Source organism: Candidatus Omnitrophota bacterium (assembly GCA_030695905.1).
Lineage (GTDB): Bacteria > Omnitrophota > Gorgyraeia > 2-01-FULL-45-10 > 2-01-FULL-45-10 > CAZHPY01.
On sequence record JAUYOL010000040.1, the window covers coordinates 15363 to 40214 of the forward strand.

Annotated in this window: 23 protein-coding genes; 1 reads left to right on the plus strand and 22 read right to left on the minus strand. The window is 45.4% G+C overall.

Annotated elements, in window-relative coordinates; translation table 11 throughout:
* Nucleotides 1–33 precede the first annotated feature (33 nt).
* From Q8R38_06800 to Q8R38_06895, 20 genes are all read right to left on the minus strand, one after another.
* The gene (locus Q8R38_06800) at nt 34–975 is read right to left on the minus strand and encodes an NADH-quinone oxidoreductase subunit H (protein ID MDP3791731.1); all 942 of its coding nucleotides are present in this window, start codon (nt 973–975) and stop codon (nt 34–36) included.
* 7 nt (nt 976–982) lie between these two features.
* A complete protein-coding gene (locus tag Q8R38_06805) occupies nt 983–2203 on the minus strand; it encodes a nickel-dependent hydrogenase large subunit (protein ID MDP3791732.1) in 1221 nt (406 codons plus the stop codon).
* A complete protein-coding gene (locus Q8R38_06810) occupies nt 2196–2651 on the minus strand; it encodes an NADH-quinone oxidoreductase subunit C (protein MDP3791733.1) in 456 nt (151 codons plus the stop codon). Before Q8R38_06810 ends, Q8R38_06805 begins: the two co-directional genes overlap by 8 nt.
* Nucleotides 2651–3127, minus strand: a complete 477-nt coding sequence (gene nuoB, locus Q8R38_06815) for an NADH-quinone oxidoreductase subunit NuoB (protein ID MDP3791734.1) — start codon at nt 3125–3127, stop codon at nt 2651–2653. Before nuoB ends, Q8R38_06810 begins: the two co-directional genes overlap by 1 nt.
* A 60-nt stretch (nt 3128–3187) precedes the next feature.
* Nucleotides 3188–3526: a hypothetical protein gene (locus tag Q8R38_06820; protein MDP3791735.1), complete on the minus strand. Its 339-nt coding sequence runs from the start codon at nt 3524–3526 to the stop codon at nt 3188–3190.
* 3 nt (nt 3527–3529) lie between these two features.
* Complete coding sequence (locus Q8R38_06825; GenBank protein ID MDP3791736.1) at nt 3530–3817, minus strand: NADH-quinone oxidoreductase subunit K; 288 nt, start codon at nt 3815–3817, stop codon at nt 3530–3532.
* The gene (locus tag Q8R38_06830) at nt 3814–4302 is read right to left on the minus strand and encodes a hypothetical protein (GenBank protein MDP3791737.1); all 489 of its coding nucleotides are present in this window, start codon (nt 4300–4302) and stop codon (nt 3814–3816) included. Before Q8R38_06830 ends, Q8R38_06825 begins: the two co-directional genes overlap by 4 nt.
* Nucleotides 4299–5720 (minus strand): proton-conducting transporter membrane subunit, encoded by a 1422-nt coding sequence (locus tag Q8R38_06835; protein ID MDP3791738.1) that lies wholly within the window; start codon nt 5718–5720, stop codon nt 4299–4301. The genes Q8R38_06830 and Q8R38_06835 overlap by 4 nt, the downstream gene beginning before the upstream one ends.
* Before the next feature lie 3 nt (nt 5721–5723).
* Nucleotides 5724–7589: a proton-conducting transporter membrane subunit gene (locus tag Q8R38_06840; protein ID MDP3791739.1), complete on the minus strand. Its 1866-nt coding sequence runs from the start codon at nt 7587–7589 to the stop codon at nt 5724–5726.
* A 2-nt stretch (nt 7590–7591) separates the two neighbouring features.
* Nucleotides 7592–9028 (minus strand): NADH-quinone oxidoreductase subunit L, encoded by a 1437-nt coding sequence (locus Q8R38_06845; protein MDP3791740.1) that lies wholly within the window; start codon nt 9026–9028, stop codon nt 7592–7594.
* Between the two features lie 109 nt (nt 9029–9137).
* Nucleotides 9138–10538, minus strand: coding sequence for a glycosyltransferase (locus tag Q8R38_06850; GenBank protein ID MDP3791741.1), 1401 nt, complete (start codon nt 10536–10538; stop codon nt 9138–9140).
* Between the two features lie 4 nt (nt 10539–10542).
* Nucleotides 10543–11778: a HEAT repeat domain-containing protein gene (locus Q8R38_06855; protein MDP3791742.1), complete on the minus strand. Its 1236-nt coding sequence runs from the start codon at nt 11776–11778 to the stop codon at nt 10543–10545.
* Nucleotides 11779–12603, minus strand: coding sequence for a YaiO family outer membrane beta-barrel protein (locus Q8R38_06860; protein MDP3791743.1), 825 nt, complete (start codon nt 12601–12603; stop codon nt 11779–11781). It lies immediately after the preceding gene.
* A 31-nt stretch (nt 12604–12634) separates the two neighbouring features.
* A complete protein-coding gene (locus tag Q8R38_06865) occupies nt 12635–13030 on the minus strand; it encodes a response regulator (protein ID MDP3791744.1) in 396 nt (131 codons plus the stop codon).
* Between the two features lie 10 nt (nt 13031–13040).
* Entirely contained in the window at nt 13041–14417 is a 1377-nt protein-coding gene (locus Q8R38_06870) for a GDP-mannose 4,6-dehydratase (protein MDP3791745.1), read from the minus strand.
* A complete protein-coding gene (yvcK, locus tag Q8R38_06875; protein MDP3791746.1) occupies nt 14414–15751 on the minus strand; it encodes a uridine diphosphate-N-acetylglucosamine-binding protein YvcK in 1338 nt (445 codons plus the stop codon). Before yvcK ends, Q8R38_06870 begins: the two co-directional genes overlap by 4 nt.
* A gap of 42 nt (nt 15752–15793) precedes the next feature.
* On the minus strand, nt 15794–18895 hold the full coding sequence (locus Q8R38_06880) for an efflux RND transporter permease subunit (protein MDP3791747.1): 3102 nt from the start codon (nt 18893–18895) through the stop codon (nt 15794–15796).
* The gene (locus Q8R38_06885) at nt 18882–20243 is read right to left on the minus strand and encodes a TolC family protein (GenBank protein ID MDP3791748.1); all 1362 of its coding nucleotides are present in this window, start codon (nt 20241–20243) and stop codon (nt 18882–18884) included. The genes Q8R38_06880 and Q8R38_06885 overlap by 14 nt, the downstream gene beginning before the upstream one ends.
* Before the next feature lie 8 nt (nt 20244–20251).
* Nucleotides 20252–20692: a MarR family transcriptional regulator gene (locus Q8R38_06890; GenBank protein MDP3791749.1), complete on the minus strand. Its 441-nt coding sequence runs from the start codon at nt 20690–20692 to the stop codon at nt 20252–20254.
* Between the two features lie 439 nt (nt 20693–21131).
* Nucleotides 21132–23456, minus strand: a complete 2325-nt coding sequence (locus tag Q8R38_06895; GenBank protein ID MDP3791750.1) for a sodium-translocating pyrophosphatase — start codon at nt 23454–23456, stop codon at nt 21132–21134.
* A gap of 161 nt (nt 23457–23617) precedes the next feature.
* Between Q8R38_06895 and Q8R38_06900 the strand changes: the two genes are divergently transcribed.
* A complete protein-coding gene (locus tag Q8R38_06900; protein ID MDP3791751.1) occupies nt 23618–23776 on the plus strand; it encodes a hypothetical protein in 159 nt (52 codons plus the stop codon).
* Nucleotides 23777–23788: 12 nt separating this feature from the next.
* On the opposite strand, the gene Q8R38_06905 is transcribed toward Q8R38_06900, so the two are convergent.
* Together Q8R38_06905 and Q8R38_06910 are read right to left on the minus strand one after the other, a co-directional pair.
* Complete coding sequence (locus Q8R38_06905; GenBank protein MDP3791752.1) at nt 23789–24205, minus strand: biopolymer transporter ExbD; 417 nt, start codon at nt 24203–24205, stop codon at nt 23789–23791.
* On the minus strand, nt 24202–24819 hold the full coding sequence (locus tag Q8R38_06910; protein MDP3791753.1) for a MotA/TolQ/ExbB proton channel family protein: 618 nt from the start codon (nt 24817–24819) through the stop codon (nt 24202–24204). Before Q8R38_06910 ends, Q8R38_06905 begins: the two co-directional genes overlap by 4 nt.
* Nucleotides 24820–24852: the final 33 nt, after the last annotated feature.

Consider the following 24852-nt stretch of genomic DNA (forward strand, 5'->3'; position numbering starts at 1 on the left):
ATCTGTCTAAAATAATTTGGCTGCGCCGAAGGGTCATCTTAAAAATACTCCTTTAATAATCAGGACGGTCAGAAGCTGCACAAATGCCAGCGGCGCTATATATTTCCAGCAAAGCTGCATCATCTGGTCTATTCTTAAACGCGCGAAGACGGTGCGCGCAAGGGTCATAAGCGCTATGATAAACAAAACTTTTGCCAGATAAACTATAAACGCTAAAACTGGCGGCAATGTAAACCCAAACGGTAAAAATACCGCGGCCAGAAGTGAGGCGCCGACAATGGCTTCTATATCTATGCCCAGACGGAAGAGCGCCAAAAGCCTGCCGCTATATTCCGTAAAAGTCCCGGCCACTATTTCTGTCTCCGCTTCAGCGATATCGAACGGGACTTTTTCCAATTTACCCAGCATCGCTGCCAGCGATACGAAAAATCCTAAAAGATTGAATGTCCAATACCACGGATGGGCGGTATAAAATACAGCCATCTCTTTTAATGACCATGTGTTAGCTAATAGAGCGGGTGATAGCATGCTGATAAAGAGAGGAACCTCGTACGCGAAAAGCTGGGTTATCGAACGCACCGCACCGATCTTTGAATACAATGAAGTCGAATACCAGCCGCCTAAAAAGAATGTCAGGGTAGGTATGGTTAAAAGATATAAAACTACGACAAGATCGCCTGTAAAGGAAAACAATCCCGTGTGATTCCATAAAGGTATATAAAAGAAGGCTGTTATAGTAGAAGTGATCGCGAATACGGGCATCATCTTAAACATTCTGGGATTTGCGTCTTCCGGTATTATATTTTCTTTCGAGGCAAGTTTTATAAAATCCGCCAGCGGCTGGAACCACGGCGGGCCGACTCTATTCTGTAAGCGAGCATGCAGCTTCCTGTCAAAATATTCAGCCGCCAACGCGAATACGCTTAAGAAGAAAATCCCCGGAAATACCAGAAGTTGAAATAAAGCTGCTGCCATCTTTTGGTTATTTCATCCTTTTATTAAATTTTTTATTCAACGAAGTGAAATCTATCCCCTGGTGCTGATACCAGTGGATACCGTATTCCCGCAATTCGTCCCATTTCATTGTCTTTTTCTTAGAACCTTTTTCTCTTACACCCACAAGCCTGTCGGTGCATGAAAAACATGGATCTATGGCCGCTATTACTATAGGCAAGTCGGCAAGCTGTCTATCTTCGAGCATCTTTGCGACGCACTGCACGTTAGCCAAAGTCGGAGCTCGGACTTTTACTCTTTCAGGCTTTTCGGTACCGTTAGATTTAACGTAGTGCATGCACTCGCCTCTTGGAGCTTCATACCGGCTAACTGCTTCTCCCGCCGGAATCTTCCTTGGCGCTTTTACCAAAATAGGGCCTTCCGGAATATTTTTGAGTGCCTGGCGGATTATCTTATAAGACTCCATCAGCTCCCCGCAGCGTACCAGCGTTCTGCCATAAACATCGCAGTGGTTATCCGTAATAACTTTAAAATCCAGTTCGCTATATGCCGCGTAAGGGTCGTCGCGCCTGGTGTCTCTGTCTACTCCCGAAGCGCGCGCCGTAGGACCGACCGCGCCTAAGGAAAGTGTATCTTTTTTCGATAATACACCTACCCCCGACAGGCGCTTTATGATAGTCGTTTCGGTAGTGGCTACCTCTATATAATATTTTGTCCTCTCTTCAAGCTTCTTTAGCCCCGCCAGTATATCTGCAACCTGATCGGGCGAAATGTCGCGCCTCACACCGCCGATAGCATTTATACCGTAATTGACGCGATTACCCGTGACTGACGCGAGAATATCCATAACTATTTCCCTGTCACGCCAGGTGTACATCAAAAGCGTATCAAATCCTATCTCATGAGCGGCAACGCCGAGCCATAACAGATGGCTATGCACTCTTTCAAGTTCGCCGACGATCGTCCTTATATAAAGCGCCCTTTTCGGCATTACCAGGCCCGCTATCTCTTCTACGGCCTGAACAAATGTTGTGGAGTGGACATGCGAACATATGCCGCATATGCGCTCCGTCAAATATATATCCTGTATATAGGTTCTCTCCTCGCATGCCTTTTCTATACCGCGATGATTATATCCGAGCCTTGCGACAAAATCCGTTATCTTTTCGCCTTTTAAGGCAATAAGGAAACTCTCCGGCTCTTTTAGCGCCGGATGCTGCGGGCCTATGGGTATCATTACTTTATGCATGTTTTTTCCAGTCCTTCCTTAGAGGATACTCGCCTTCCGGCCAATCATCGGGAAGCGGATACCGCTTCCCCTCGGGAAGGCCCTCTACTTTAGCGCCTAATAGATCTATAACTTCTCTTTCATATATATCAGCGCCTTTGAAGCAATCCGTAATGGTCTTTATGCTTCCTTTTCCTTTAGGCACGGTTATCTTAAGGCTTAACATCCCTCCATCCTGCCTTGCAAGATGATACATAAAACCCAGGTTGTCCCCTTCATCAGATCCTGTCATTGTGCAGAGAAATTCAAAATCCAATTCTTTCACGGCGTAATCAAGAACATCTCTAAAATTCGCCGCAGGGACATCGGCAAAGATCCTGCGCTCTCTCTGGACTTTTACCTTGTCTCCCAGGAACGCGAATTTGGATATCAGGTCGCTTTGTATTCTTTCTTCTTTTTTTGTCGGCATTATTTTTTCTTCTGCGCGCGTTCTTTTTCTTCCAGGCTCGATAACAACTTAACGACGCCGTCGATTATCGCCTTGGGGCTTGCCGGGCAGCCCGGGATATAAGCGGCTACCGGCAATACCGCGTCTATGCCAGACTCGACATTATAACAGCCGTCAAAAACTCCGCCTGAACAGGCGCAAGTCCCCACGACAACTACAAATTTCGGTTCGGGCATCTGGCACCATATGCGCTTTAAGCGGGGCGCTATCTTTCTGGTGACAGGCCCGGAGCACATAATTATATCCGCGTGCCTGGGCGTGCCTTTCAGCTGCGCGCCGAAACGCTCGATGTCATACCTGGGTGTCAGGGCAGCCACTATCTCTATATCGCACGCGTTGCAGGCACCCGTATTGAAATGCAAAAGCCACGGCGATTTTAATCTTGACCAGTTTACCAGTTTTGTTATTACGCTCATAATATTTTTGTTGGGGGGCACTTTCCCGATTGGCTCGGAAAGCGTCTCCCGATTGAGTTAGAAAGCGTCTCCAACTTTCTGCTACCTCCTGAAAAGAATAAATAGAGCCGTTATCGCGCCCGCCACATATATAAGCGCCATCGCGAATGAACCGGCTGTCTGCGCCGGCACGGTTGTAACTACCAGCGCCACCACGTGTAGTATCGTAAACAAAAACGCGAACGGAAAGAACGCGCTGTAATCGGGCTGTATCATGCTCGTCGGCATATCCTCGCCGCACGCGTATGCTTTTGTCGAGGCTTCTTCGCCGGTCTTCGGCTTATATGATATTCTCGATAGCAAAGATGAGCACAGAAGCACCGTTACCAGCACGACCACGAATGCCACCGGCGGTGTAAACATAAGTGAACTTATCGTCATTGTTTATCCTTTTAAACTCTTTATATTGCCGGCGTCAAGCGATCCTGTATGCCTGTATATGCTTAATATAACACCCGCCATCACCGCTATTACAACCACTTCTATGACTATCAATGTTATGACTATAGACTGCGCAAGCGCTTCGCGGCCCGTCGCGTAACCCATCAGTATCAAAAGAAGCGTCACGGCCTTTGTGAGCAGTTCCAGGCCTATGAGGACTCTCATTAAGTTGCGCGTAACGAGAACGCAATACAGCCCTGCGATGAATAACATTATTATTACCGCGATCATTTTTTATTGCTCTCCTTGAATAAAATAACTATACCAAATACGCCCGCAAGCACTATAACCACCTGCCCAAACAGATCCAGCGTCCGTGTATTCCAAAGTATATCCTGCACGCCAAGTTTCACCGCTTCAGGCAGTATATGAAAGCTCGTCGGAACGACCGCCTTTGAAAAGACTATGCCAGCAATTATGATAATGACGGGTAGCGGCCAATATTTTTTTATCCTCTTTTTTGATAATTCTATGGTCTCTTTATGCGTAAGAGGCTTCATAAGGCTTATTGCGCTTATAAATACCGCCGTGATTAGGCCGGCGCAGACAGACAACTCAAATACGCCCGCAAGAGGCGAAGAGAGCCTGAATAATATTATGGCTATTATCGCGCTCGTTACAGCAAGGCCTAAAGCCGCCTTTAGAAGACTTCTCGTCATTACCGTCCAAAGGGCGGAGAGCACAACCGATATTAAAAGAATGCCGTCTATATTCATCTTATAAATTGTGTAAGGTAAGCGTTAAATATTATCGGGAAAAACACCCCGACACCTATAGTAATTAAAGCCAATACTACCTGCACAGCGACAAAACCGAATTCCGCTTCTTTTATATCGCTAAAAGCTCCGGCAAGTTTTCCGAAAAATACTTTTCTCTGCATAGTTAACAGATACGCGAGCGTCAAAACACTCGCCATGATAGCTATTACCGCGTAAGCGTAATGGCCCGAGAACCATAGCGCTATTATTATCATTAATTTGCTCCAGAAACCGGCAAAAGGAGGTATCCCGCTGGTCGAGAGAAACCCAACTAATGAAGTCGCTCCCGTGACGGGCATCTTTTCCGACAAACCTCCCATTGTATCCATATCTACCAGGCCCGTCTTTTTCTCGACAGCCGCAGAATTTACAAATAAAAGCGATTTAAATATCGCGTGGTTAAATAAATGAAATATGGCGCCTACCACGCCCAAAGCTATCCCGGTACCGAGCCCTGCCAGGATATACCCCACCTGGCTTATGCTCGAATAAGCGAGCATGCGCTTAAAATTGTTCTGGGTCAAAGCGGCGAAGGCGCCGAAAAGCATCGATATCACCCCGACAAGCAATAATACGCCTTTAATATTCCCGGTAAAACCGAATATTGCCGTGGTGAGCCTTATCAGCGTATAGATGCCAGAAACCTTTGTAACTATGCCCGCAAGTAAGACCGATACGGCCGAAGGCGCCTGCGAATACGCGTCGGGAAGCCAGCCGTGAAACGGCACCAGCCCCCCTTTTACAAAGAGGCCGCATATGAATAAACCTATCGCGAGTTTTACAATAAAAGCGTCGGAAGATACTAAGAGGGCCTGCCTTACAGCGGTAAACGACGTATCGCCGGCGACCAAAATGATAAGCGCTATGGATGAGAGCATCATTATGGTGGCTATCGCGGACATTACTATATATTTGAACGCGCCCTCGAGGGCCTTTTTTTCCCTATCCAGCGCTATAAGTATGAAAGCTGATACCGCGACTACTTCCAAAAATACGTATAATGAGAATATGTCCTGCACCATGACTATGCCGCACATTCCGAGAGAGGCTATTATAAGAAGGTTGATAAAATTAAACCTTTTATCCTCATCGGCTATAGTGTAACGGCCCACCATAAGGCTGGTAAGCGATACTATGCCTATGGAAAGAATGACTATAAAACTCAAATGATCGACGGCAAAAGTGACCTTAAAGAATGTGTCTACCGCCTGAAGCTTATCTGTCCAAATCCCCGGATAATGGAATATAGCGAGGACTATCTGCATAAGGAATAATCCGAAAGCAAATATGAATGCCAACCGCCTCATGATATTACCAAGAGGCAGGTTAAGCACTATAACCCCAAAAAGCGGCAACAGTATAAGCAATGAGGGCATTCTTTAACCGGCTCCTTTTATTAAAAACACTACTACCAGCACAGCGCCTGAAACAGCCAGTATTATATATCTTACATAGTTTCCGTTCTGAACTTTTCTTACCATGAAGGAAACGCCATATGAAACTTTTACGCTAAAATCGTTATAGACCCAGTCTATAGCCTTGTCCATGCCCCATGTTACTTTTGATACCACGCTTACGAATTTTAACCCTATATCATAGGGGTCGAAGAATCTCTTTTCGGCCTTTCCATATATATTGGAAAGGACCGGGGCATGATATATGTGATCGGCGGCCCTCAAACCCGATCCGCTTTTTTTCACGCCGTATATATGATTTAAGAGCGCTGCTATAAGCACAACTATGGTGACGACCACAAGCATGATATTTGTCGGAAATCCCGCGAATGTTTTACCTTCCAGCCAGTGTTCCGATACCGACGGCTGGATAAGACCGTTAATAGGCAGTGAATTCCACAGGCCGAACACTACGCAGATCAGCGCTATCACTACCATAGGAACGAGCATCGAAAGCGGCGCCTCTTTAGTGGCTTCCAATTTTGTCCTTTGCTTATCAATAAATGCCGCATGGCCCAGCTTTAAAAATGATGCCGCTGTGAGGAAGGAACCTCCTACCGCGGCCAGATAAAATACCATCCCGCGCTCCAGCGCGGCGTCATACACAAGCTCCTTGGAGAAGAAACCGTTAAATGGCGGCACTCCGGATATCGAAACCGCGGCTATAACAAAACACGCGAATGTAACCGGCATCTTATTCCACAACCCGCCCAACTTGTTAAGATCTGTAGTGCCGGTCTGTTTTTCAACCGCTCCGCCCGTGAGGAAGAGGCAGCATTTGTATAATGAATTATTCAGCATATGGAAGAGTCCGCCTATAATACCCGCAGGTACAAGCGTGCCTATACCTAATATCATATAACCCACCTGGCTTATCGCGTGATACGAAAGCAGCCTCTTGAAATCTTTCTGTATCAATGCCATAGCGACGGCCAAAATTATGGTTATAGCCCCGACGGACATCATGAGCGTGCTTACCCATGAATGCGGCTCGAGTTTGAACATATCCAGCGAAAGGCGGGTAAGAAAATATATCCCTACCAGTTTTTCTATGGCCGCCGGCAGAAATGCCATGAATGGAAGCGGCGCATCTATAGCGGCGTCGGGTATCCATGTATGAAAAGGCATAGACCCGGCCTTCGCGATCGTCCCTATCATCAAAAATATGAAAGCCAGGCCGCCAAGGCCGGCTAAGGATATATGCATCTGCGATATTGAGTAAGTTCCCGCCATCTTGCCTGCCAACGCCGCGCCTACCATGAAACAAAGATCGCTTAGGCCCACTATAACAAATGCCTTTGTCGCGGTCTTGAACGCGTTTGGATTGCCTATGGCGATCATCAGGAATAAAGTGGCAAGCAGGCCTTCCCAGAAGAAGAGCAGCAGCACCAGGTTGTCGGCAAGGACTGTTCCGTTTACGAAAGAAAGCGTGATAAGAAAATAGGCGTAAAAAGATTTTGCATAATTTTTGTCCTTAAGGAATGCGTTTGAATAGAGAGCTATTAAAAATCCAAAAAATGCCGCGGCCAGCATTATGAAGGAGCTGAACTTATAGCATTTTAGGGAGAATTCGAAACCAAACCCCGCCCACGGAACGGAAAAAGCGATATTCTTATTGAATAATGTCGTGGCGGTCAGAAGCGTAGCGGCTGTCGCTATTAGGGCAATAATAGACCCCACCGCCGCGGTGTTAACACCGCGGCGGTGTAATATCTTATTCGGCGTTACGAGCGTCAGAACCGCCCCTATGATAGGTATTAATATAGGTAAGAGGACCGTATTGCTCGTCATTTTTAAATACCCATCATCTGTTTAATGGCGCCTTGGGCAAAAAGCGACGGATAAGCTATACATACGCCGCCGATAAGCGATAAGGCCGCGAGTAAGGCAACGCTGAATACCATTACCGGCGACCCTTCTTTTTCAGGAGCACCCTGCAGCCCGCCCAAAAATATCTTATTAAATATCCTGAATAGATAAAGGATTGTCAACAGCGCTATAAATATATAAGTGCCGACGAGCCACTCCTGCCCGCTGGCGGCAGCGCTTGCCAGGACCATGAATTTCGAGAAGAATCCTCCAAAAGGAGGCACCCCCATGACAGAAAAGGCGCATATTAGAAATGAGGCCGCCGTTATAGGCATCTTATTGAGAAAGCCGCCCATCTGGCTTATGTCTTTGGTCTTGGCATTCTGTTCCACTATACCGGCGCAGAGGAATAATCCCCCTTTTGCCAGGCCATGCATCAATATAAATAATAACGAACCGGCAACTCCTATGGGCGTGCCTATCGCAAACCCTAAGAATATAAATCCTATCTGGCTTACAGTGGAATACGCGATGATTCTTTTCATGTCAGTTTCAACCAATGCGGCGCCGGCGGATACAAGCGCGCTCAACGCGGCTAACCATGGCAGCGCAATATGCCACACCTGGCTAAAGGTAAATGTGGCGATAAATAACCTTGCGAATACATATACACCTATCTTTACAAGCACGGCCGCGTGGAGAAGCGCTGTTACTGGTGATGGGGCCACGCCTGCGTCGGGAAGCCATGTATGAAAAGGCAGTGTGGCTGATTTTGAAAGTATTCCGAACAGTATGAACATTACCACTATATTAGGTATGGGGTTATTCTGCAAAACTTCTTTTATTACAACCAGGTCGAATGAGCCGGTCTGTTGGAATATCATAATAAATCCGACCAGCATCACCAGCGAACCGAATACTGTTACTAAAAATGCTTTGTCTGCCCGTAAAACATGCTTTGGCTCCCTGAAAAAGCCTATAAGACGCCAGCTTGCGATAGCCGTTATCTCCCAGAATAGATATATAAATATAAGGTTGGAAGAAAATACTATGCCCATCATAGAGCCAAGGAATAGTGTTACCATAAGGTAATATTCGTTTTGATTGGTATAGTGGCTTATATAACCGAAGGAGTACAGGACTATTATCGCGCCTACCAAAGAAGAGACTATGGCCATGAATACCGCCAGCATATCGGCTGTAAGGGCAAAATTAAACCCCAGCGGAAATGGTTTTAATATCAATACCTTATTGCCCGACGCGACATGGGGTATAAGAAGGCATGATCCTACCAGGGAAACCAACACAAGGACTAAAGATGTCAGATTCCTTGCCCTGGTGGAAATAGCCCCTATAAAGGGAAGAAAAAGCGAGCCTACTATAGGAACAAAGACTACTGCTAATAAAATATTGGATTCCATCTGGCCTCATTAACAACAAAAATGTCTTCTAACGCGTCCCGTCAGAAGACATATTAGTGTTAGAAATCAGATGATATTATATCAAATATCTGTTTTTTGTCAATTATTATCAAGCTCGTTTTTGCCGCGCATACTGGTCGTATGTTTTTTTCAGATTGAGAAAATCTATAGTTCCCGCAACCTTAGCTATACTTATTATCCATCTGTACCATAAAAACTCCATACATGCCAGTATGCCAAGGTACATTACATATTTTAACCGGAATAACCTTTGCCGCTCGACAAAAGCCAATATGGAAAGCAGCGCCACGAATGCCTGCGACAGAAGCATAAATAAAAAGAAAGCTGCAAAGATATTCCAATTAAGGACGCCTAAAATAGCGCCGACGGCTACCAATGCTATGCTTATGATCTCGACAAAGACACCGAGAACCTCGTATAGGACAAAATATGGCATAGCAAGAAACCCGAACATCCCATACCGGGGGTTTAATGTCATATATTTATATCTCCACACAGTTTCATCGACAACTCTCTGCCAGCGATTGCGCTGAGATATCAAAGATTTTATGTCACCGGGCCCTTCTGTCCATCCCACATAGTAAGGCAACATTATTATCTTGTACCCTTTTTCTCTATTCTTAACTATATAATCGTGGGCTCTGAATGTCAGCTCTATATCTTCGCATGTAAACTCGGCGGAAAATCCTCCAAGTTCATATAACACATCCTTGCGCCATACACCAAATCCGCCGGCGACATTGGGCATAGCATTGTATCTCGACCATGCCAGACGATTGCCTATAAATGAGCGCATATACTCTATATTCTGGTAGGCGATAAGCGGATTGTAAGAAAAACTATGATCGACAACCATCCCGTCTTTTATCTTAAATCCATTTACCAGGCCGAAAGAGCTCCCCGCGCCTATGATCTTATCAGGTTCTTTCCCGATTTGCGCCATGACGGTCAACAACGCATCCCTCTCAAGTATGGTATCGGCATCGACAACACATATATAATCATATTTGGCCAGATTTAGGCCCGCATTGACAGCGCCCGCTTTTTTATTCCCCGCGTCCTTGTCTATAACCGTAACATTGGGACACAGCTTGCTCTTTAGTATCCCGCGGACCCTACCGTCTTTGTAATGTTTTATATACATAGAATCTGTCGGAATGAGTTTAAGTATCCCATCCATAATATCCAGAGTCTTATCCGTAGATCCGTCGTTTACAAGAATGATCTCGAATTCGGGGTAATTCAGGCTAAGAAATGATTTTAAGGAATCGGCTATCCAGTCTTCCTCGTTGTGAACGGGCACCACTATGGAGACCGGAAGCTTTAGAGGGGAAAGATAAAATAACGAATAATTCTCATCTTCGCCCTGCAGCGCTCTTTTCATTTCTTCGATGGAGCCGACGAGGGCGAGAAATATGTAATAAACCGTAAGGATCAAAAAGTATCCGATTGAGGCGATAAATACGGTATAAATAATCTTAGGAATCATAAGGTCATACCTTTTCCATTTTCATCAAAATTTCAAGGGCCTTTGTCCGCGCTTCAGGCTGGAGTTCACTCAAAACCGCGTCGAGCCCGGCGTGGGCCCTTGATCTGACCACGCCCTGTAACAGCCGCACTTCGGCATCTTTCGCTTTGCCTGACACTACTTCATTTAATAACTCTGCCAGATAGCCGGAATTCTGCAGGGCAAGAACCGAATATTTTTTCGGCACTTCGTCTTCACCGGCAAGAAATTTTTCTATATACGGCAGCGAGGCCTTTATATGTTCCGTCATCACGGTCTTAACCGTCTCGACCACCGACCATGACGCATCGTTAATAAGCCCTATCACCTGGGGTATGGCCGCGTCCTCCATGACCTTGGACAACGCGAGGACCGCGCGGCTTCTCACCAGCCAGTTATCATCCTTAAGACGCGCCACAAGCGCCGGTCTTGCTTCGATGTTCCGGGTCTGGCGCAGGCAATCACAGGCAGCGGCGCGCACTTGAGCAGACTGATCATGCGCAAGTTTTTCCAATTTCTTGATATGAGCGGACGAAACGAACTTTGATAATAAGGTAAGCGCAAATAATCTTACTTTGGGATCGTGATAATCTATCAATCCGGCAATATCATCGGCTATCTCTTTGGGGAAATCTTCAAGTATAGAGATGATCTTATATCCGCTCGCCGGATCCTTCTTTAAAAGATCTAACAGCACCCCGGCAGATTCAGGCGTTTTTATTTGCCCGAGTGAAATCATCGAAAAATACCCTATATCCTTGTCCTTGCTGTATATAAGCTTTTTAAGCAGAGCTACGGACGTCGCTGTCTGCGTATATCCAAGACAGAGCATCGCTTCTATCTTCTTCCACTTATTCCCTGACTTCGTTATGATATTTTCCAGAGCGGCAATATTATCCGGTTTTATAAAACAATTCCTGAAGAATCTTTGTTCTGTTTCATTAAAAAATGTGGTATCTATGTTTCTATTTGTTTCGATATCTATGTATTGTTGCGGCGTTATATCGCTAATTGAGGGCAAACAGACAGCGCTTGATGCTTCCTTATTGGCGAGTACTATTTCGTAGATATTATTTTTTAAGTCAAGGATGGCGCGGCGGCGCCTTTGCCACAAAAGGTCCTTGAAAAATATGGTAAAGAGTATAACTATATACGTAAGCGCTATTATCGCGAACAGCGCTATGTTAACCTGCCAAACTACATCAGTATAATAATTATACATTTAGAACTTTGCCGATACGGCGTAATATATGGAGCGCTTTATAAATTTCGGGTCTTCTGTCCCGTAAGTGTACCCAAACCTGCAGCTTATACCTTTATATAAATTAATGCTAATCCCCGTAAAGAGTATGTACCCCTGTTCATCGGCGGCATCGGACCCGTTTATATCGTACAATCTGCCGCCGAAAGCTATGCCGCAGTTCCAGCGTAAAAATTTAGTTATCGCAAAATCGCCCTTGAATACACCGATAGAGGCGGTATCGTGGCTCTCCATGTAGCTGGCGCCATAATTCGCGCTTAAGTAGCTGTCACCAAAATAATAAATGAGGCCGGGTGTAACCAGATGCGTATCGTCGCCCAGACCTCTGTAAAGACGATATGTATAGCCTACTTGGCCGAAAAGATTTTCATAAATCCGGTGACCGTACTCGACTATGGATTGCAATTGATATAAGAACATCTTGCCGCCCCAACCCAAGCCGCCTTCAAAATGCGCATATTGGTCCTTATCCATATTTATATATGCGCCCAGACTTGCCGCATTGTTTTTATTATCAAACCTCTCCTGTTGAGAAATAAACATGTAGCCTGTGATATTTTTGCGAGTATAGCCGAAGGTATAGTCAAGTTCATTCCAATGCCCCCTCTTTGTGCCCTGAAGCACGTCGCCGGGTTCGTAATAGGCATCGTAATACCAACTGTCTTTCCCCGGTTCTTTCGCTGCCGTCACAGCAAGCGGCGGGGTTAGTTTCTGTACCAGCTGCTCTACATCGGCCTGTTCAGCGGCGTGAGCAGAAGAGCACGCCACTAAAAAAGATATCGCCATTGCGAAGAGGCCCTTAGGCCAACGAAGCAATCTAACCACGTTTTTCCCTGTATTTATCGGCTATTTCTATCGCGCGCGTTATATTTTTGATCTCTTCGGAAATATCCTGGCGTGACTTTACTATAAAACCCGTGGCGTTTAATTTTCCCGCCAATTTTATCCTCTCTTCATTGGAAAAAGCCGTAACCATGAATACCGGAAGTTTTGCATCAAGTGCGCGGATTTGTTTTAATACTGCGATCCCGTCTGTGCCGGGCATCATTATGTCCAAAAGTACTGCGTCGGGCTTATCCGTCTTTACCGTATTCAGGGCATCTTCGCCGCTATTCAAGATTATCACATCGTAGCCGCTTGCTTCGAGCCTGAGTTTCATCAGTTCGGTAAAATCTATTTCGTCATCTACTACCAATATTTTTTTCTTTGCCATAATAAACTCCTTAAATCCTGTCCAGTTCGGCGGGATTCTCTTTAAAATATAGATTCATCTTTTCCAATATCTCCTTTAGTGTTGTCTTCGGCACAGTTCCGGATATTCTCTTCAATTTGGCGAGGTCGGGTACCCTCTTTTTTATATCCTGGAAACTCGCACCGTAATATTTCCGGTATGGCTCAAAGACTATTTTCGACGAACTTTTCGTAATCTTCTTTATTTCCTGCGCCAGATCCTTGATGGATATTTCATTATGGGCCCCTAAATTTATTACTTCGCCGTTCGCGGCGTCGAGGCCTGCCAGTTTTATGATTATATCTATGGCATCATCCACATAAGTGAAGCATCGAACCTGCTTTCCGTCGCCATAAACCGGTATGGGTTCATTCTTAAGCGCGAATTTGAAGAAGCGCGGCATGACCATGCCATAGCTGCCAACCTGGCCCGGCCCGACGACATTGAACAACCTTACTATTGTAATCGGAAGGCCCCTCTCCTTATAGTACCCTATAGCAAAAAACTCATCCAGCAATTTTGAGCATGCATAACTCCACCTATTTATGTCCGGAGGCCCTATAACAACATCGTCGCCTTCTTTGAAAGGATACTTTTTCGACTTTCCATATACTTCTGATGTAGATGTAATCAATGTCTTGACGCCTCTTGCGGACGCATATTTCAAAACTATCGAAGTCCCTATGGTGTCGTATATGATGGTTTCAAGGGGTTTGTCGACAACGTTTTTTACTCCCACCGTTGCCGCAAGATGATATATAAGATCGCACTCTTCAACTGCCTTGCCTATTATTGTTTCATCGGTTATAGAGCCAGTTATAAGATGAAAATTCTTATTATCAAGCGTACCTTTTAAATTTTCAAGGCTGCCGGAAGAAAAATCATCTATGACGGCAACATTGTACTTTTTATCCAGAAGCTTTCTGACAAGTGCCGAACCGATGAAACCTGCGCCTCCGGTAACCAAAATATTCTTTACTATCCTGGTTGAAGCCTTTGCCCTTTTGAGAACGGCGTTTATCCTGGCAACAAGCTCCTTGCCCTCATAAGGCTTTGTCATGTGGTCATCCAGGCCCATCTCCAGGCCCTTAACCTTGTCGGAATGCTTTAAGTTAGCTGTAAGCATTATTACCGGCAGGTCCATATTCTTCTTATCGGCGCGCATCCTTCGTAAAACCTCATACCCGTCCATGCCTGGCATAAGACAGTCCAAAATCACCAGGTCCGGTTTATCGGTCTTTAAAAAGTTAAGGGCTTCTTCACCGCTGTTTGCGCCAGAAACTTTAAAACCTTCGGCCGCAAGCCTGGTTGAGATTAAGTCTACCACAAATTTTTCATCGTCTACAATGAGTATATGATCCTGACTCATTTTAGATGCTCCTGTCTTATTATTTTTATTAAACAATCGGCTATTTTTTGGTTGTCGTGACGAATCAGCTCTGTTTCGTGCGCAACATCCGCTATTATAATTTTTGCGTTTGTGATCCTTTTAATTTCAGAGATGTCGCCCACCTGAACAGGGAATTGCTTTTTTCTGGAATATCTTAAAAGCGCCCCTTTTGAAAGGGAACTGTTATCTGAAATTATAACATAATCGAGGCAATCCTGTTTCAAATATTTCACGATTTCTTTTATATGGTCCAAAGCGGTAAAATCAGAAGTTTCACCCGGCTTTGTCATGATATTGCATATATAGAATTTTTTAGATTTTGTTCCTGTGACAGCCTGCCGGATATCGCCTATAAGAAGATTTGTTATAACACTGGTATAAAGATCTCCAGGCCCCATTATAACAATGTCGGCGTTAATAATAGACGCGAAGGAATTAGGATTGCATTTCGGGGGCGGCTCGTGCCAGCATTTTTTTATGCGTAAATCCGGCGGCCTTCCCTTACCCAGGTCAATATTACTCTCTCCTTTTATCACGGTCCCGTCTTCGAACAAAGCGCATAGTTTTGATTTTGTTATAGCTACCGGAAGCACTATACCCTGTATATTCAGTATATCGCTAAGACCGCTTACTGCCAGTGACATGGAACCTTTTATTTTTGTAAGCGCCGTTAATAATAAGTTGCCTAAAGAGTGCCCGACAAAACATCCTCCTTCTGTAAACCGATATGTCATTATATCATTCATGGCTTCCGGCGCGGTGGAAAGAGCGACAAGTGAGCGCCTCACATCTCCCGGAGGCAGCACCCCGAATGATTCCCTTAGCTTGCCCGATGAACCGCCATCGTCCGTAGTGCTGACTACTGAAATGGGTAGCACGTCCGGCAAATTTTTTAGTCCCATTAAAAGATTGAATAAGCCCGTGCCTCCACCCAGACAAACGATCTTTTTTCTATGATTAAGTATTGCCGTTAACCGAAGGCTTAACTCACGGAAATTATAGGGTTTTAATATGTAATCTGACGATCCTATTTCACCGGCTTTTAGAACAGTGGAAATATTTTTTATGCCCGAAAAGACTACAAACTCTTTTTTTGACTGTTTTAGAAGTTTGAAGATTTTTTGCAGGGAACTGGATTTTAAAGGGTAATGGTCTGCGTCGAAAAGCACTATATCTATGCTTTTTTTGCGTAGTACAGATACTATCTCTTGATAATCTTGCGCTATTTCGATTTCAAGGGCAAGTTCGGATAAAGCAGGTTTGATTTCATCGACAAAGTTCTCTGAGCCTATAAGCAGGAATTTTTTGTACACGATACGGCCCCCTCCCTACAGGAGCGTATTATATCATACAACCTAATCTTCGAAGTTAATTTTTTTATACCTTTTGCGCTCGACCTTTGAAAATAGGCTATACGCGCACGGGACTACAAAAAGGGTAAGGAAAGTTGACACTATGACGCCGCCTATGACTGCCAGCGCCATGGGTATGCGCGTCTCCGCGCCCGGCCCTATAGCCATTGCCGGCGGGATCGCAGCCGCAATAGTGGAAATACTTGTCATCAGTATGGGGCGCAGCCTTATCGGGCACGCGGTAAGCAGCGCGCCGTTTACATCAAGGCCGTTTTCGCGCTGTTGGTTGGTAAAATCAACCAAAAGTATGGAATTCTTTTTTACGATACCCATTAAAAGTATTATTCCTATAATACTGTAAATATTCAACGACTGACCGAACATCCATAAAGCGATGAGGGCACCCGATATACTGAATGGAAGCGCCAAGAGCACTGAAAACGGATGCAGGTAACTATTAAACTGTGAAGCAAGGACCATGTAGGCTATCAGGATGCCAAGCCAGAACGCCAGCAGCAGGCTTGAAAAAGACTCTTTAAATGTCTGCGCGCTGCCGCTCAAAACCGCGCGATATCCTTCGGGTAATATCTCTTTGGCTATTTTTTCTACTTCTTTAAGCGCATCGGCCTGGGACTTGCCTGTTGCGACGTTAGCGAAGACAGATATAGCCCTTTCTCTGTTGCGCCTTGTTATGGTAAGCGGTGTGGGTTTCCTTATAACATCTATTACATCGCCTAACCGGACGAGCTCTCCCCTGTTATTCCAAACCCAAAGCCTATTCATATCCTCGCTTGTGGTCCTTTGCGACGGGATCAGACGGATCCTTACATCGTAGCGCCTGCCGTCTTTCGTATATTTGGCTATCCTCTCTCCGCCAATCGACGCATTTATGGTGCTGCCTATCGTAGATATATTTACGCCTCTTTCATCGGCCTTTACGCGGTCGGGCTGCACACGTATTTCAGGGATCTTGGCGAGATAATCTGTGTCTACGTCCAACATCAGGTCGCTTTTCGACATTCTGTCCATTATCTTTTCGGAATATTGGGCCAATTTTTCCCAGTTAGGGCCTCTTATAGAAAATTCTATCGGAAAACCGCGTTTCGACGAAAAACCGCTTAATGACAGATCTTGTATAGCAGCTTTTACATCCGGTATCTTATTAAGCTCTTTGCGGAATAATGCCATAAGCTGGCCCTGCGAAAGCCTGAATCTATCAGGCGGCACGACTGGACGGGCTTTAGGTTTTTTAAGCGTAATGAATATCATGCCTGAATTGACCTCGCCACCGCCAAATCCGCCGATGACAGTAAAGCATCCTTCTACCTCCGGACGACTTAAGACAAATTTTTCGGCCTGTTTAAAACGCTCGTCGGTAAACATTATTGATGAACCGACCGGCGCCTGCAGGCGGCACATAAACATGCTCTGGTCCTGCGAAGGAAGGAACTCTTTACGCAGTGTCTTTACAAAAAGAAGTGAGCCGATAAAGAACAAAATGGCAACTACTATCGTTAACGTTTTCATCCTTAAAACATATACGAGTGCCTTATGATATATCTTGGCAAGAATCTTAAAGCTTGCGTCAACCGCTTTACCTATAAATGTAATTCTTTTCCCTACTTCCAAAAATTGCGCGCATCTCATAGGCGCAAGAGTCAACGCTTCCAATAATGACAGCGCGACCGCGACAGATATCGTTACACCGAATTGATAAAAGAATTTACCTATTATGCCGTACATAAACGCGACAGGAAGGAATATGGCTATTAAAGCTATTGTCGCGGCAAGCGCCGCGAATGTGATCTGATTAGCGCCTTTTCGCGCGGCCTGGACTTTTTCGACGCCCTTTTCCCGGTATCGGACTATATTCTCCAATACCATGATAGCGTCGTCGACGACTATACCTATAGCAAGTGATAGGCCAAGAACGGTAAATGTATTTAATGTAAACTTGTAAAAATAAAGGATTATAAATGTTCCGAGTACGGATGTCGGTATGGCAAGTAATATGTTTAGGGTTGCGCTCCATGAGCCAAGGAAGAGCCAACAGACCAAAGATGTGACAATGGCCGAAAGTATCAACATAAATATAAGTTCGTTTATCGCGTCTTCGCTGAACTTTGTCCTGTTAAAACGGACCGCTATTTCCATCTCCTTGGGTAAGGTCTTTTTTATCTCTTCAAAACGTTCCAGGACTTTATGCCCTACTTCTACTTCATTGGCGCCACGCTGTTTTCGTATACCAAGGCCGACGGTAGGCTTTCCGGATGAACGCGCTATGCGCCGCACATCAGCGAGGCCGTCTTCGATAGTGGCGACATCCTTGAGATAAAATGGTTTAAATATAGGCTGGCCGTTTCTTTTGGGTATCAACAGATTTTCAAATTCTTTCGCTGTGGCGGCCTCACCCATAACTCTTACATTATATTCTTTTTCGGACGTCTCTATGCGCCCTGCGGGGACTTCTCCGTGCTCCTGCTGGACGGCATCGACTATATCCTTTACGGTAAGCTGATATTTGTCCAGCTTTTCAGCGTCGACCCATACCCTTAAATTTCTTTCGACAAATCCGCCTAAAAATATATCTCCCGCGCCGGGTATTGTGGCAAATTGGTCCTTTAGATGGTCCTGGACATATGTCATTATGTCGCGGGTGGGCATCGTGGTCGACGAAACCGCGAGCCAAACTATAGGCTGATCTTCCGGGTTTGTTTTACTGATAACGGCGGGGTCCATGTCTTTGGGAAGCGAGCGCTGTGCCTGGTCCACCTTCGCCTTAACGTCTTGCAAAGCCGCGTCTATATTCCTTGATAGTTCAAATTCTACACTTATGCCCGCTGAACCCTGCCGTATCGAGGAGGATATCTCGCGCACACCCTCTATACCCATGAGAGAATCTTCCACTATATCTACGACATCCGTTTCCATTATTTCAGGTGCGGCGCCCTCCCATGTCAGATTGACCGAAACAACCGGAAAATCCACATCGGGCAGCTGTCCGACACCCAAGCGGTCATAACTTATAAAGCCGAATATTATCAAGGCCGCCATCAGCATCCACGCGAATACCGGATTTTTAATTGAAATGTCAGATAGTGTCATTTAATGCCTCCACTATATCTTCTCCCATAGAAACGCGCAGCTGCCAATAGAGTCTCTTGGCTTCATATATCGCGTGTATATAATTTCTCTGGGCGCCCTGCAGCGTCTGTATCGCCGCCAGGACATCGAGGTTGCTGACAAGGCTCCTCTGGTAATCTTTTCTCTGCAGATAATAATTTACTTTTGCCGTATGAAAAGCTTTTTTAAGATTTTCATGAACCGCAAGCGCGGTATTAAGCTTCACATACGAGTCCTTAATATCATATGGCGCGTATCTTTTCAGCCTCATATATTCCAGTTCTCTCTGATGCGCCCTTAATTTATATTCCTTGGATTTACCCAGGATTTCCGTTCCCTCAAATATCGGAACATCTATCTTAAGCATTATATCCCAATCTGTGCCTTTGTCGAATGCCGTCCTTTGTGTATAAAAGTTACCCTGCCAGCTGACTGTCGGCAGAAAATCACTATTTACTACATCGAGTTCTTTTTCCGCGAATTGCCACGCGTAATCCGCGGCTTTGATATCGGGCCTGTTTATAAACTTGGATACATAGTAATCTTCCTGCATAAGAAATGTGGGAATCTCATATGAATCGGATACCTTATCTATGGGAATACCGACAAGAAATTCCAATAACTGCCGCGCTACCGTCTCCTGGCTTTTCACGACTTTTAAATCCGCTTCTACGGTGTAAAGCTGGGCTTTGGCGTTTACAACTTCACTTTGCCGTGACCTGCCCAAGCCTTCTCTTAATTTAAGCTCCTTGATACGATCAATTAACGCTTTTTTAACTCTTAAAGTTGCTTCCAAATCTTTTCTCTTCTCTACATAGAGGTAAAAGGAATTGGATACGTCCACTAAGAGCAGCTGTTGGGCGCGGATCTTCTCCGAGGTACGTTGTTTTTTTTCAAGGCCGCTTCCGGACATCGCGGCAAGCGCCTTGAAGCCCGAGAAGAGTGTTTGTGTTATTTGAAATTGGCGCTCGGAAAATTTAGCGGGCTTTAAAGTACTAAGTGTTGAACCGGTATTATTAGGTGTTGCCTCCTGCAGGTCGGTCGATTGAAATGAAATGTAAGGCATCATGATAGAAAGGGCCTGCAAAAACCTCGCCTCTGCCACCTTTATTGCGTCGGCGCTGATGGCTATCACTTCACTCTGCTTCAGCGCAAGCTGGTAGCAATCCGCCAGGCTCAAAGGCATCGAGGGATTAATTGTTATCTCTTTCGCTTCCTTATCCGTCTCGATGCTATTCAAAACAATAGGCACATCTTTGGCAAAAGAAACGGGGGTAGCCAGGATTAATACAAGTAGAATTATAATAAATCTGTTTAACATCTTGTTCATATATGACTTTATGCGCTCAAGCCTTCCCTTATACGGGTTAATATCTTTAAATAATCTTCTCTTTCGGTGTTTGATAACACGGCAAATATCTTTATGACCATCTGGCGCTTATGTTCAATAACGTTCTTTATCGTCTTGTCGCCCTTTGCTGTAAGCTTCACCATTATCACGCGCCTGTCATTAGGCACAGAGATCCTGGCAACATAGCCTTCCCTCACAAGCCTGTCTACTATACCTGTCATCGCGGCAGTCGTCACATTCATGGAACGCGCCATATCCGACATATTTAACTCACCGCTCTTATGAATGAGCTCCATTATGGCAAGCTGCGGCAAAGTTACTTTTACCTTATAGAACTGGCCTGTCTGTTGTTTTAAGAAATCTCTCCAGATGGCCGCCATATTCTCGGTTACCTTGTCGGCAAATTCAGCGAGATTAATGTCCGTCATATTAAGCCTCCTAATATTAAGCTCTATTAATAGTTAATATAGTTAACTATATCATACCTCCGCGCATTTGTCAATTCCTCGACTTCGCTCGGGATTGACCCTGAGCTTTTGTCGAAGGGTCAAATTTTCTCACATATTGAAGGGATCCCCCGAGGGATGGGGTATTGAGCGGGACGTACGAATTGCGAGCGGGCATGGTTCCCGCCAAATACCTTTAAAAACAAGGCTACCGCATAACATAATAGGGCTATTCTACATTATTTGGCGGGAGAGCGAGCAATGAGTCCGAGCTTACTTTTCCTCGCAGGGGAAAAGTAAGCGTTCCCGCGAAGTACCCCATCCCTCGGGGGGCGCTTACGAGAAGAAGCGGATGTAAAAATAAAAGGGGGAAACTTGCGTCTCCCCCTTTTAAAGATTTGAAACTGTGCTGCTGTATCTGTTACGCCGCTACCATCTGCTTGGCCGGCCTTTTACTCTTTAATATCGACCACACCACGACCGCGCATAACGCAGCCACTATGATCCAGCCTGTAACGCCAAGTTTATTATACTGAACTACTATAGGCGCGATTATGACGGAAACCAAATTTACGACTTTTATCATCGGGTTAAGGGCCGGGCCTGCCGTATCCTTTAAAGGATCTCCAACCGTATCACCTACTACACTGGCCTTATGCCTTTCCGAACCCTTGCCCGTATTCGCCACAAGATCCTTGACCTCGTCTTCTATCGTCTTCTTTGCATTGTCCCATGCTCCCCCGGCGTTTGACATGAATACCGCGAGAAGCTGGCCCGAAAGTATTATACCCGCCAGAAACCCTCCGAGCGCTTCGACCTGAAGCACCAGGCCTACAAGTATTGGCGAAAGTACACATATAAGCGCAAGACTTACCAGCTCTTTCTGCGCTGCCGTAGTAGATATCGCCACCGCTTGTTTGTAATCAGGTTTGACTTTTCCTTCAAGAACGCCAAGTTTAAACTGACGGCGCACTTCCAAAACTATCAGCGAGGCGGCCCTGCTGACCGCCTGTATAGAGAACGATGAAAACAACCACGGTATAGCGCCACCTATCAGCATGCCTACAAATACTTGAGGCACGGAGACGCGGATACCGACTGAACTTAACTGATCCGCCAACGGCACTCCCATCGCTGCCTGAACTTTACTGACGTCAACCATATATGAACCGAATAGTGACACCGCCGCGATAACCGCAGAACCTATCGCAACTCCTTTTGTTATAGCTTTTGTAGTGTTGCCTACCGCGTCGAGGTCCGACATGATCTTGCGAGCAGACTTAACGTCCTGACCATTCTCCCCGTGCCATGCCATTTCGCCGATACCATTAGCATTGTCGGAGATGGGCCCGAACGAATCCATCGCCACGTTGTTGCCTGTCAGTGTCAACATACCTATGCCGGTCATTGCTACGCCATAAAGGACGTATGTGACCTTCTCTACGCTTGTTATATTGGGTATGGTACCGAATATCAATATCGAGCCAAATATCGTCGCTGCTATTACGAGAGCCGCCCAAACACTTGATTCATATCCTACCGCCAATCCGGAGAGGATCGTAGTAGCCGGACCTGTCTGAGTGGATTTACTGATCTCTTTGACAGGCTTATAGTGCGTGCCGGTGAAATATTCTGTCAGACGGTCTATAGCGATAGCCAATAAAACTCCGAGAGTTGTCGCTGCAAACGGCCTCCACCAACCACCGGGTATCTGTGTCATATAGAAGAAGGCGAGCGCGCCGAATAGGCCTACCGATATTACGGCAGAAGTTAGATATCCTTTGAATATAGCCTTCATAGCGTTGCCGCTCTTTGTCCCTAAAGAATCTCCCTTAACCGCGTATGTGCCTATTATAGAGCACAGGACTCCTATGCCGCGCACAAGCAATGGATATACTATCCATTCAAGGCGATGAGTTATATGGTATAAGGCCAATCCTAATATAAGACCTGCTACAATAGTGACTTCGTATGATTCAAATATGTCCGCTGCCATACCCGCGCAATCACCTACGTTGTCTCCGACTAAGTCGGCTACTACCGCCGGGTTTCTCGGATCATCTTCAGGAATACCTGCTTCGACTTTTCCTACGAGGTCGGCCCCTACGTCAGCCGCTTTGGTATATATACCGCCGCCGACTCTCATAAATAGAGCAAGTAATGTTCCTCCGAATCCGAATCCTAATAGCGCATCGGGAGCCGCGATACCGAATATTATAAATATTATTGTGCCGCCGAATAAGCCGAGCCCATCGGTAAGCATGCCTGTGATAGTTCCCGCGCGATAAGCTATTTTTAGCGCTGTGTTAAACGAGGTCTTCGCGGCATGCGCTACGCGCACGTTTGCCTGAACCGCCATACGCATTCCGAGCTGCCCTACGAGTAGCGAAAAGATAGCGCCCATGACAAACGCTACGGCCCTGCCTAATCCTATGATGAGACGAACTGTCGATTCGGATTGTCCTGCAAACCTCTGCATGGCCTCCGATGATGGCGGAACTATATAGACAGAATAGAATAGTGCAAATACCAGGACTCCTATAAGAGGAAGTATCGTCTTAAGCTGCTTCTGCAAGTACGCGTTCGCGCCCTCGCGGATAGCATTCCATACTTCCTGCATCTTTGCGCTGCCCTTATCTTCGCGCAAAATCTGGTGGCGAAGTAAGAGAGCGTAAAGAAGTCCCAAAAGGGAAACTCCTAAAACACTCCAAATTGCGACCATTTCAAAAAAACTAAGCCCATACATCATGATGACTGCTCTCCTTTTCTATATTATTGCAAACAAAAAATGCCCTCTAGCAAATATCGCCAGAAGACACCTTAGTCTCTTAGCTTGGTTAATGATTATAATATGGCTGCTTATATTTGTCAACCCCTTATAGAGGTTCATCGCGGGAAATAGAGAGAATGACAACCGTCTGGGCGGGAATAGAAAATATTATAGGTAACTACCTGCCGAGGCATACCTTCCAGGGTAATTTAAACGCTATCCTTTCCGCAATAATGCTAGCTCTTGTCATAATAGTATTTGTCGAATCCCTGAAGAAAATACGCAAGCTTATATAATCTATTTATCTTTTATTTACCCGCAAAATCGGCTTTTGCCGCGATATTAAGGCTCTTAATACCCAACTCATTCATTATATCCAGCACAGCCACCACATCCTTAAAACGAGCGAGCCTATCCGAAAAAAGCACCACCTTAAGAGACGGGTTATTCTTGTACAGGGCTGTCATCTTATCTTTTAGGTCTTCTTTTGTTATCAGATTGCCGTCGAGATATATGATACTCTTGCTGCTTACCGTTATATCCACCTGATTTGACACGTCGGAAGTTTTCGCGCTCCTGGCATTTGGCAGGTTTACTTTTATGCTCGTCTGAACGATCAAAGGCGTCGTTATCATAAATATTATCAAGAGCACAAGTATGACGTCTGTAAAAGGTGTTATATTTATTTCAGCTATTGCCCTGGGTTTTCTCAGACGCACATTCATTTTGCTTTAACCTTAACCAGGTCCATGGTCTCGGATGCGCACAATTCCATGTCTGTGATAAAATTATCTATTCTTTTGATAAAGTAGTTGTATGCCACGACCGCAGGCACTGCTACACACAGGCCTGCCGCTGTGCACACAAGCGACTCCGATATACCGTTCATTACCACATTTATGCCACCCGCGCCGGCTGTAGCTATATCGCCAAACGCTCTCATTATTCCCAATACCGTCCCGAAAAGCCCTATATAAACCGCTATGCTTCCTATTGTGCCAACTACTGTCGTGCGCTTCTCGAGTAGATTGGTCTCTACTACTATGGTGCGTTCCATATTATTTGATATCTCTTTTTCGGTATGCTTGGCGAAACTCAATCCCGCGTGGACAACATTTGAAAACGGTGTATTTTTTTTGTCGCATATCTTCAAAGCGGCTTCAAGATCGTTTTTTTCAAGCTCTTTCTTTACTCGCGCCATAAGGTCCGCGCGTTTTATTCTGGATCTTGAGCGATAATACATATACCGCTCTATTATAATGGCTATAGATAATACCGAGCAGAATATAAGAATATATATCGTAACCCCGCCCGCCATTATTAATTGGATCGCTGTCATCTATTATTCTCCTTTGTCCACCATAAGGCAAAC

Coding starts and splice junctions, on each gene's coding strand:
- Q8R38_06825 (MDP3791736.1), bottom strand. CDS start 3,817: ATGATCGCGGTAATAATAATGTTATTCATCGCAGGGCTGTATTGCGTT.
- Q8R38_06885 (MDP3791748.1), bottom strand. CDS start 20,243: ATGAACAAGATGTTAAACAGATTTATTATAATTCTACTTGTATTAATC.
- Q8R38_06895 (MDP3791750.1), bottom strand. CDS start 23,456: ATGTATGGGCTTAGTTTTTTTGAAATGGTCGCAATTTGGAGTGTTTTA.
- Q8R38_06855 (MDP3791742.1), bottom strand. CDS start 11,778: ATGTATAATTATTATACTGATGTAGTTTGGCAGGTTAACATAGCGCTG.
- Q8R38_06810 (MDP3791733.1), bottom strand. CDS start 2,651: ATGCCGACAAAAAAAGAAGAAAGAATACAAAGCGACCTGATATCCAAA.
- Q8R38_06905 (MDP3791752.1), bottom strand. CDS start 24,205: ATGAATGTGCGTCTGAGAAAACCCAGGGCAATAGCTGAAATAAATATA.
- Q8R38_06800 (MDP3791731.1), bottom strand. CDS start 975: ATGGCAGCAGCTTTATTTCAACTTCTGGTATTTCCGGGGATTTTCTTC.
- Q8R38_06850 (MDP3791741.1), bottom strand. CDS start 10,538: ATGATTCCTAAGATTATTTATACCGTATTTATCGCCTCAATCGGATAC.
- Q8R38_06835 (MDP3791738.1), bottom strand. CDS start 5,720: ATGCCCTCATTGCTTATACTGTTGCCGCTTTTTGGGGTTATAGTGCTT.
- Q8R38_06900 (MDP3791751.1), top strand. CDS start 23,618: ATGACAACCGTCTGGGCGGGAATAGAAAATATTATAGGTAACTACCTG.
- Q8R38_06870 (MDP3791745.1), bottom strand. CDS start 14,417: ATGAGTCAGGATCATATACTCATTGTAGACGATGAAAAATTTGTGGTA.
- Q8R38_06830 (MDP3791737.1), bottom strand. CDS start 4,302: ATGAATATAGACGGCATTCTTTTAATATCGGTTGTGCTCTCCGCCCTT.
- Q8R38_06860 (MDP3791743.1), bottom strand. CDS start 12,603: ATGGCGATATCTTTTTTAGTGGCGTGCTCTTCTGCTCACGCCGCTGAA.
- Q8R38_06910 (MDP3791753.1), bottom strand. CDS start 24,819: ATGACAGCGATCCAATTAATAATGGCGGGCGGGGTTACGATATATATT.
- Q8R38_06840 (MDP3791739.1), bottom strand. CDS start 7,589: ATGACGAGCAATACGGTCCTCTTACCTATATTAATACCTATCATAGGG.
- Q8R38_06845 (MDP3791740.1), bottom strand. CDS start 9,028: ATGGAATCCAATATTTTATTAGCAGTAGTCTTTGTTCCTATAGTAGGC.
- Q8R38_06820 (MDP3791735.1), bottom strand. CDS start 3,526: ATGACGATAAGTTCACTTATGTTTACACCGCCGGTGGCATTCGTGGTC.
- Q8R38_06880 (MDP3791747.1), bottom strand. CDS start 18,895: ATGACACTATCTGACATTTCAATTAAAAATCCGGTATTCGCGTGGATG.
- Q8R38_06865 (MDP3791744.1), bottom strand. CDS start 13,030: ATGGCAAAGAAAAAAATATTGGTAGTAGATGACGAAATAGATTTTACC.
- Q8R38_06805 (MDP3791732.1), bottom strand. CDS start 2,203: ATGCATAAAGTAATGATACCCATAGGCCCGCAGCATCCGGCGCTAAAA.
- Q8R38_06890 (MDP3791749.1), bottom strand. CDS start 20,692: ATGACGGACATTAATCTCGCTGAATTTGCCGACAAGGTAACCGAGAAT.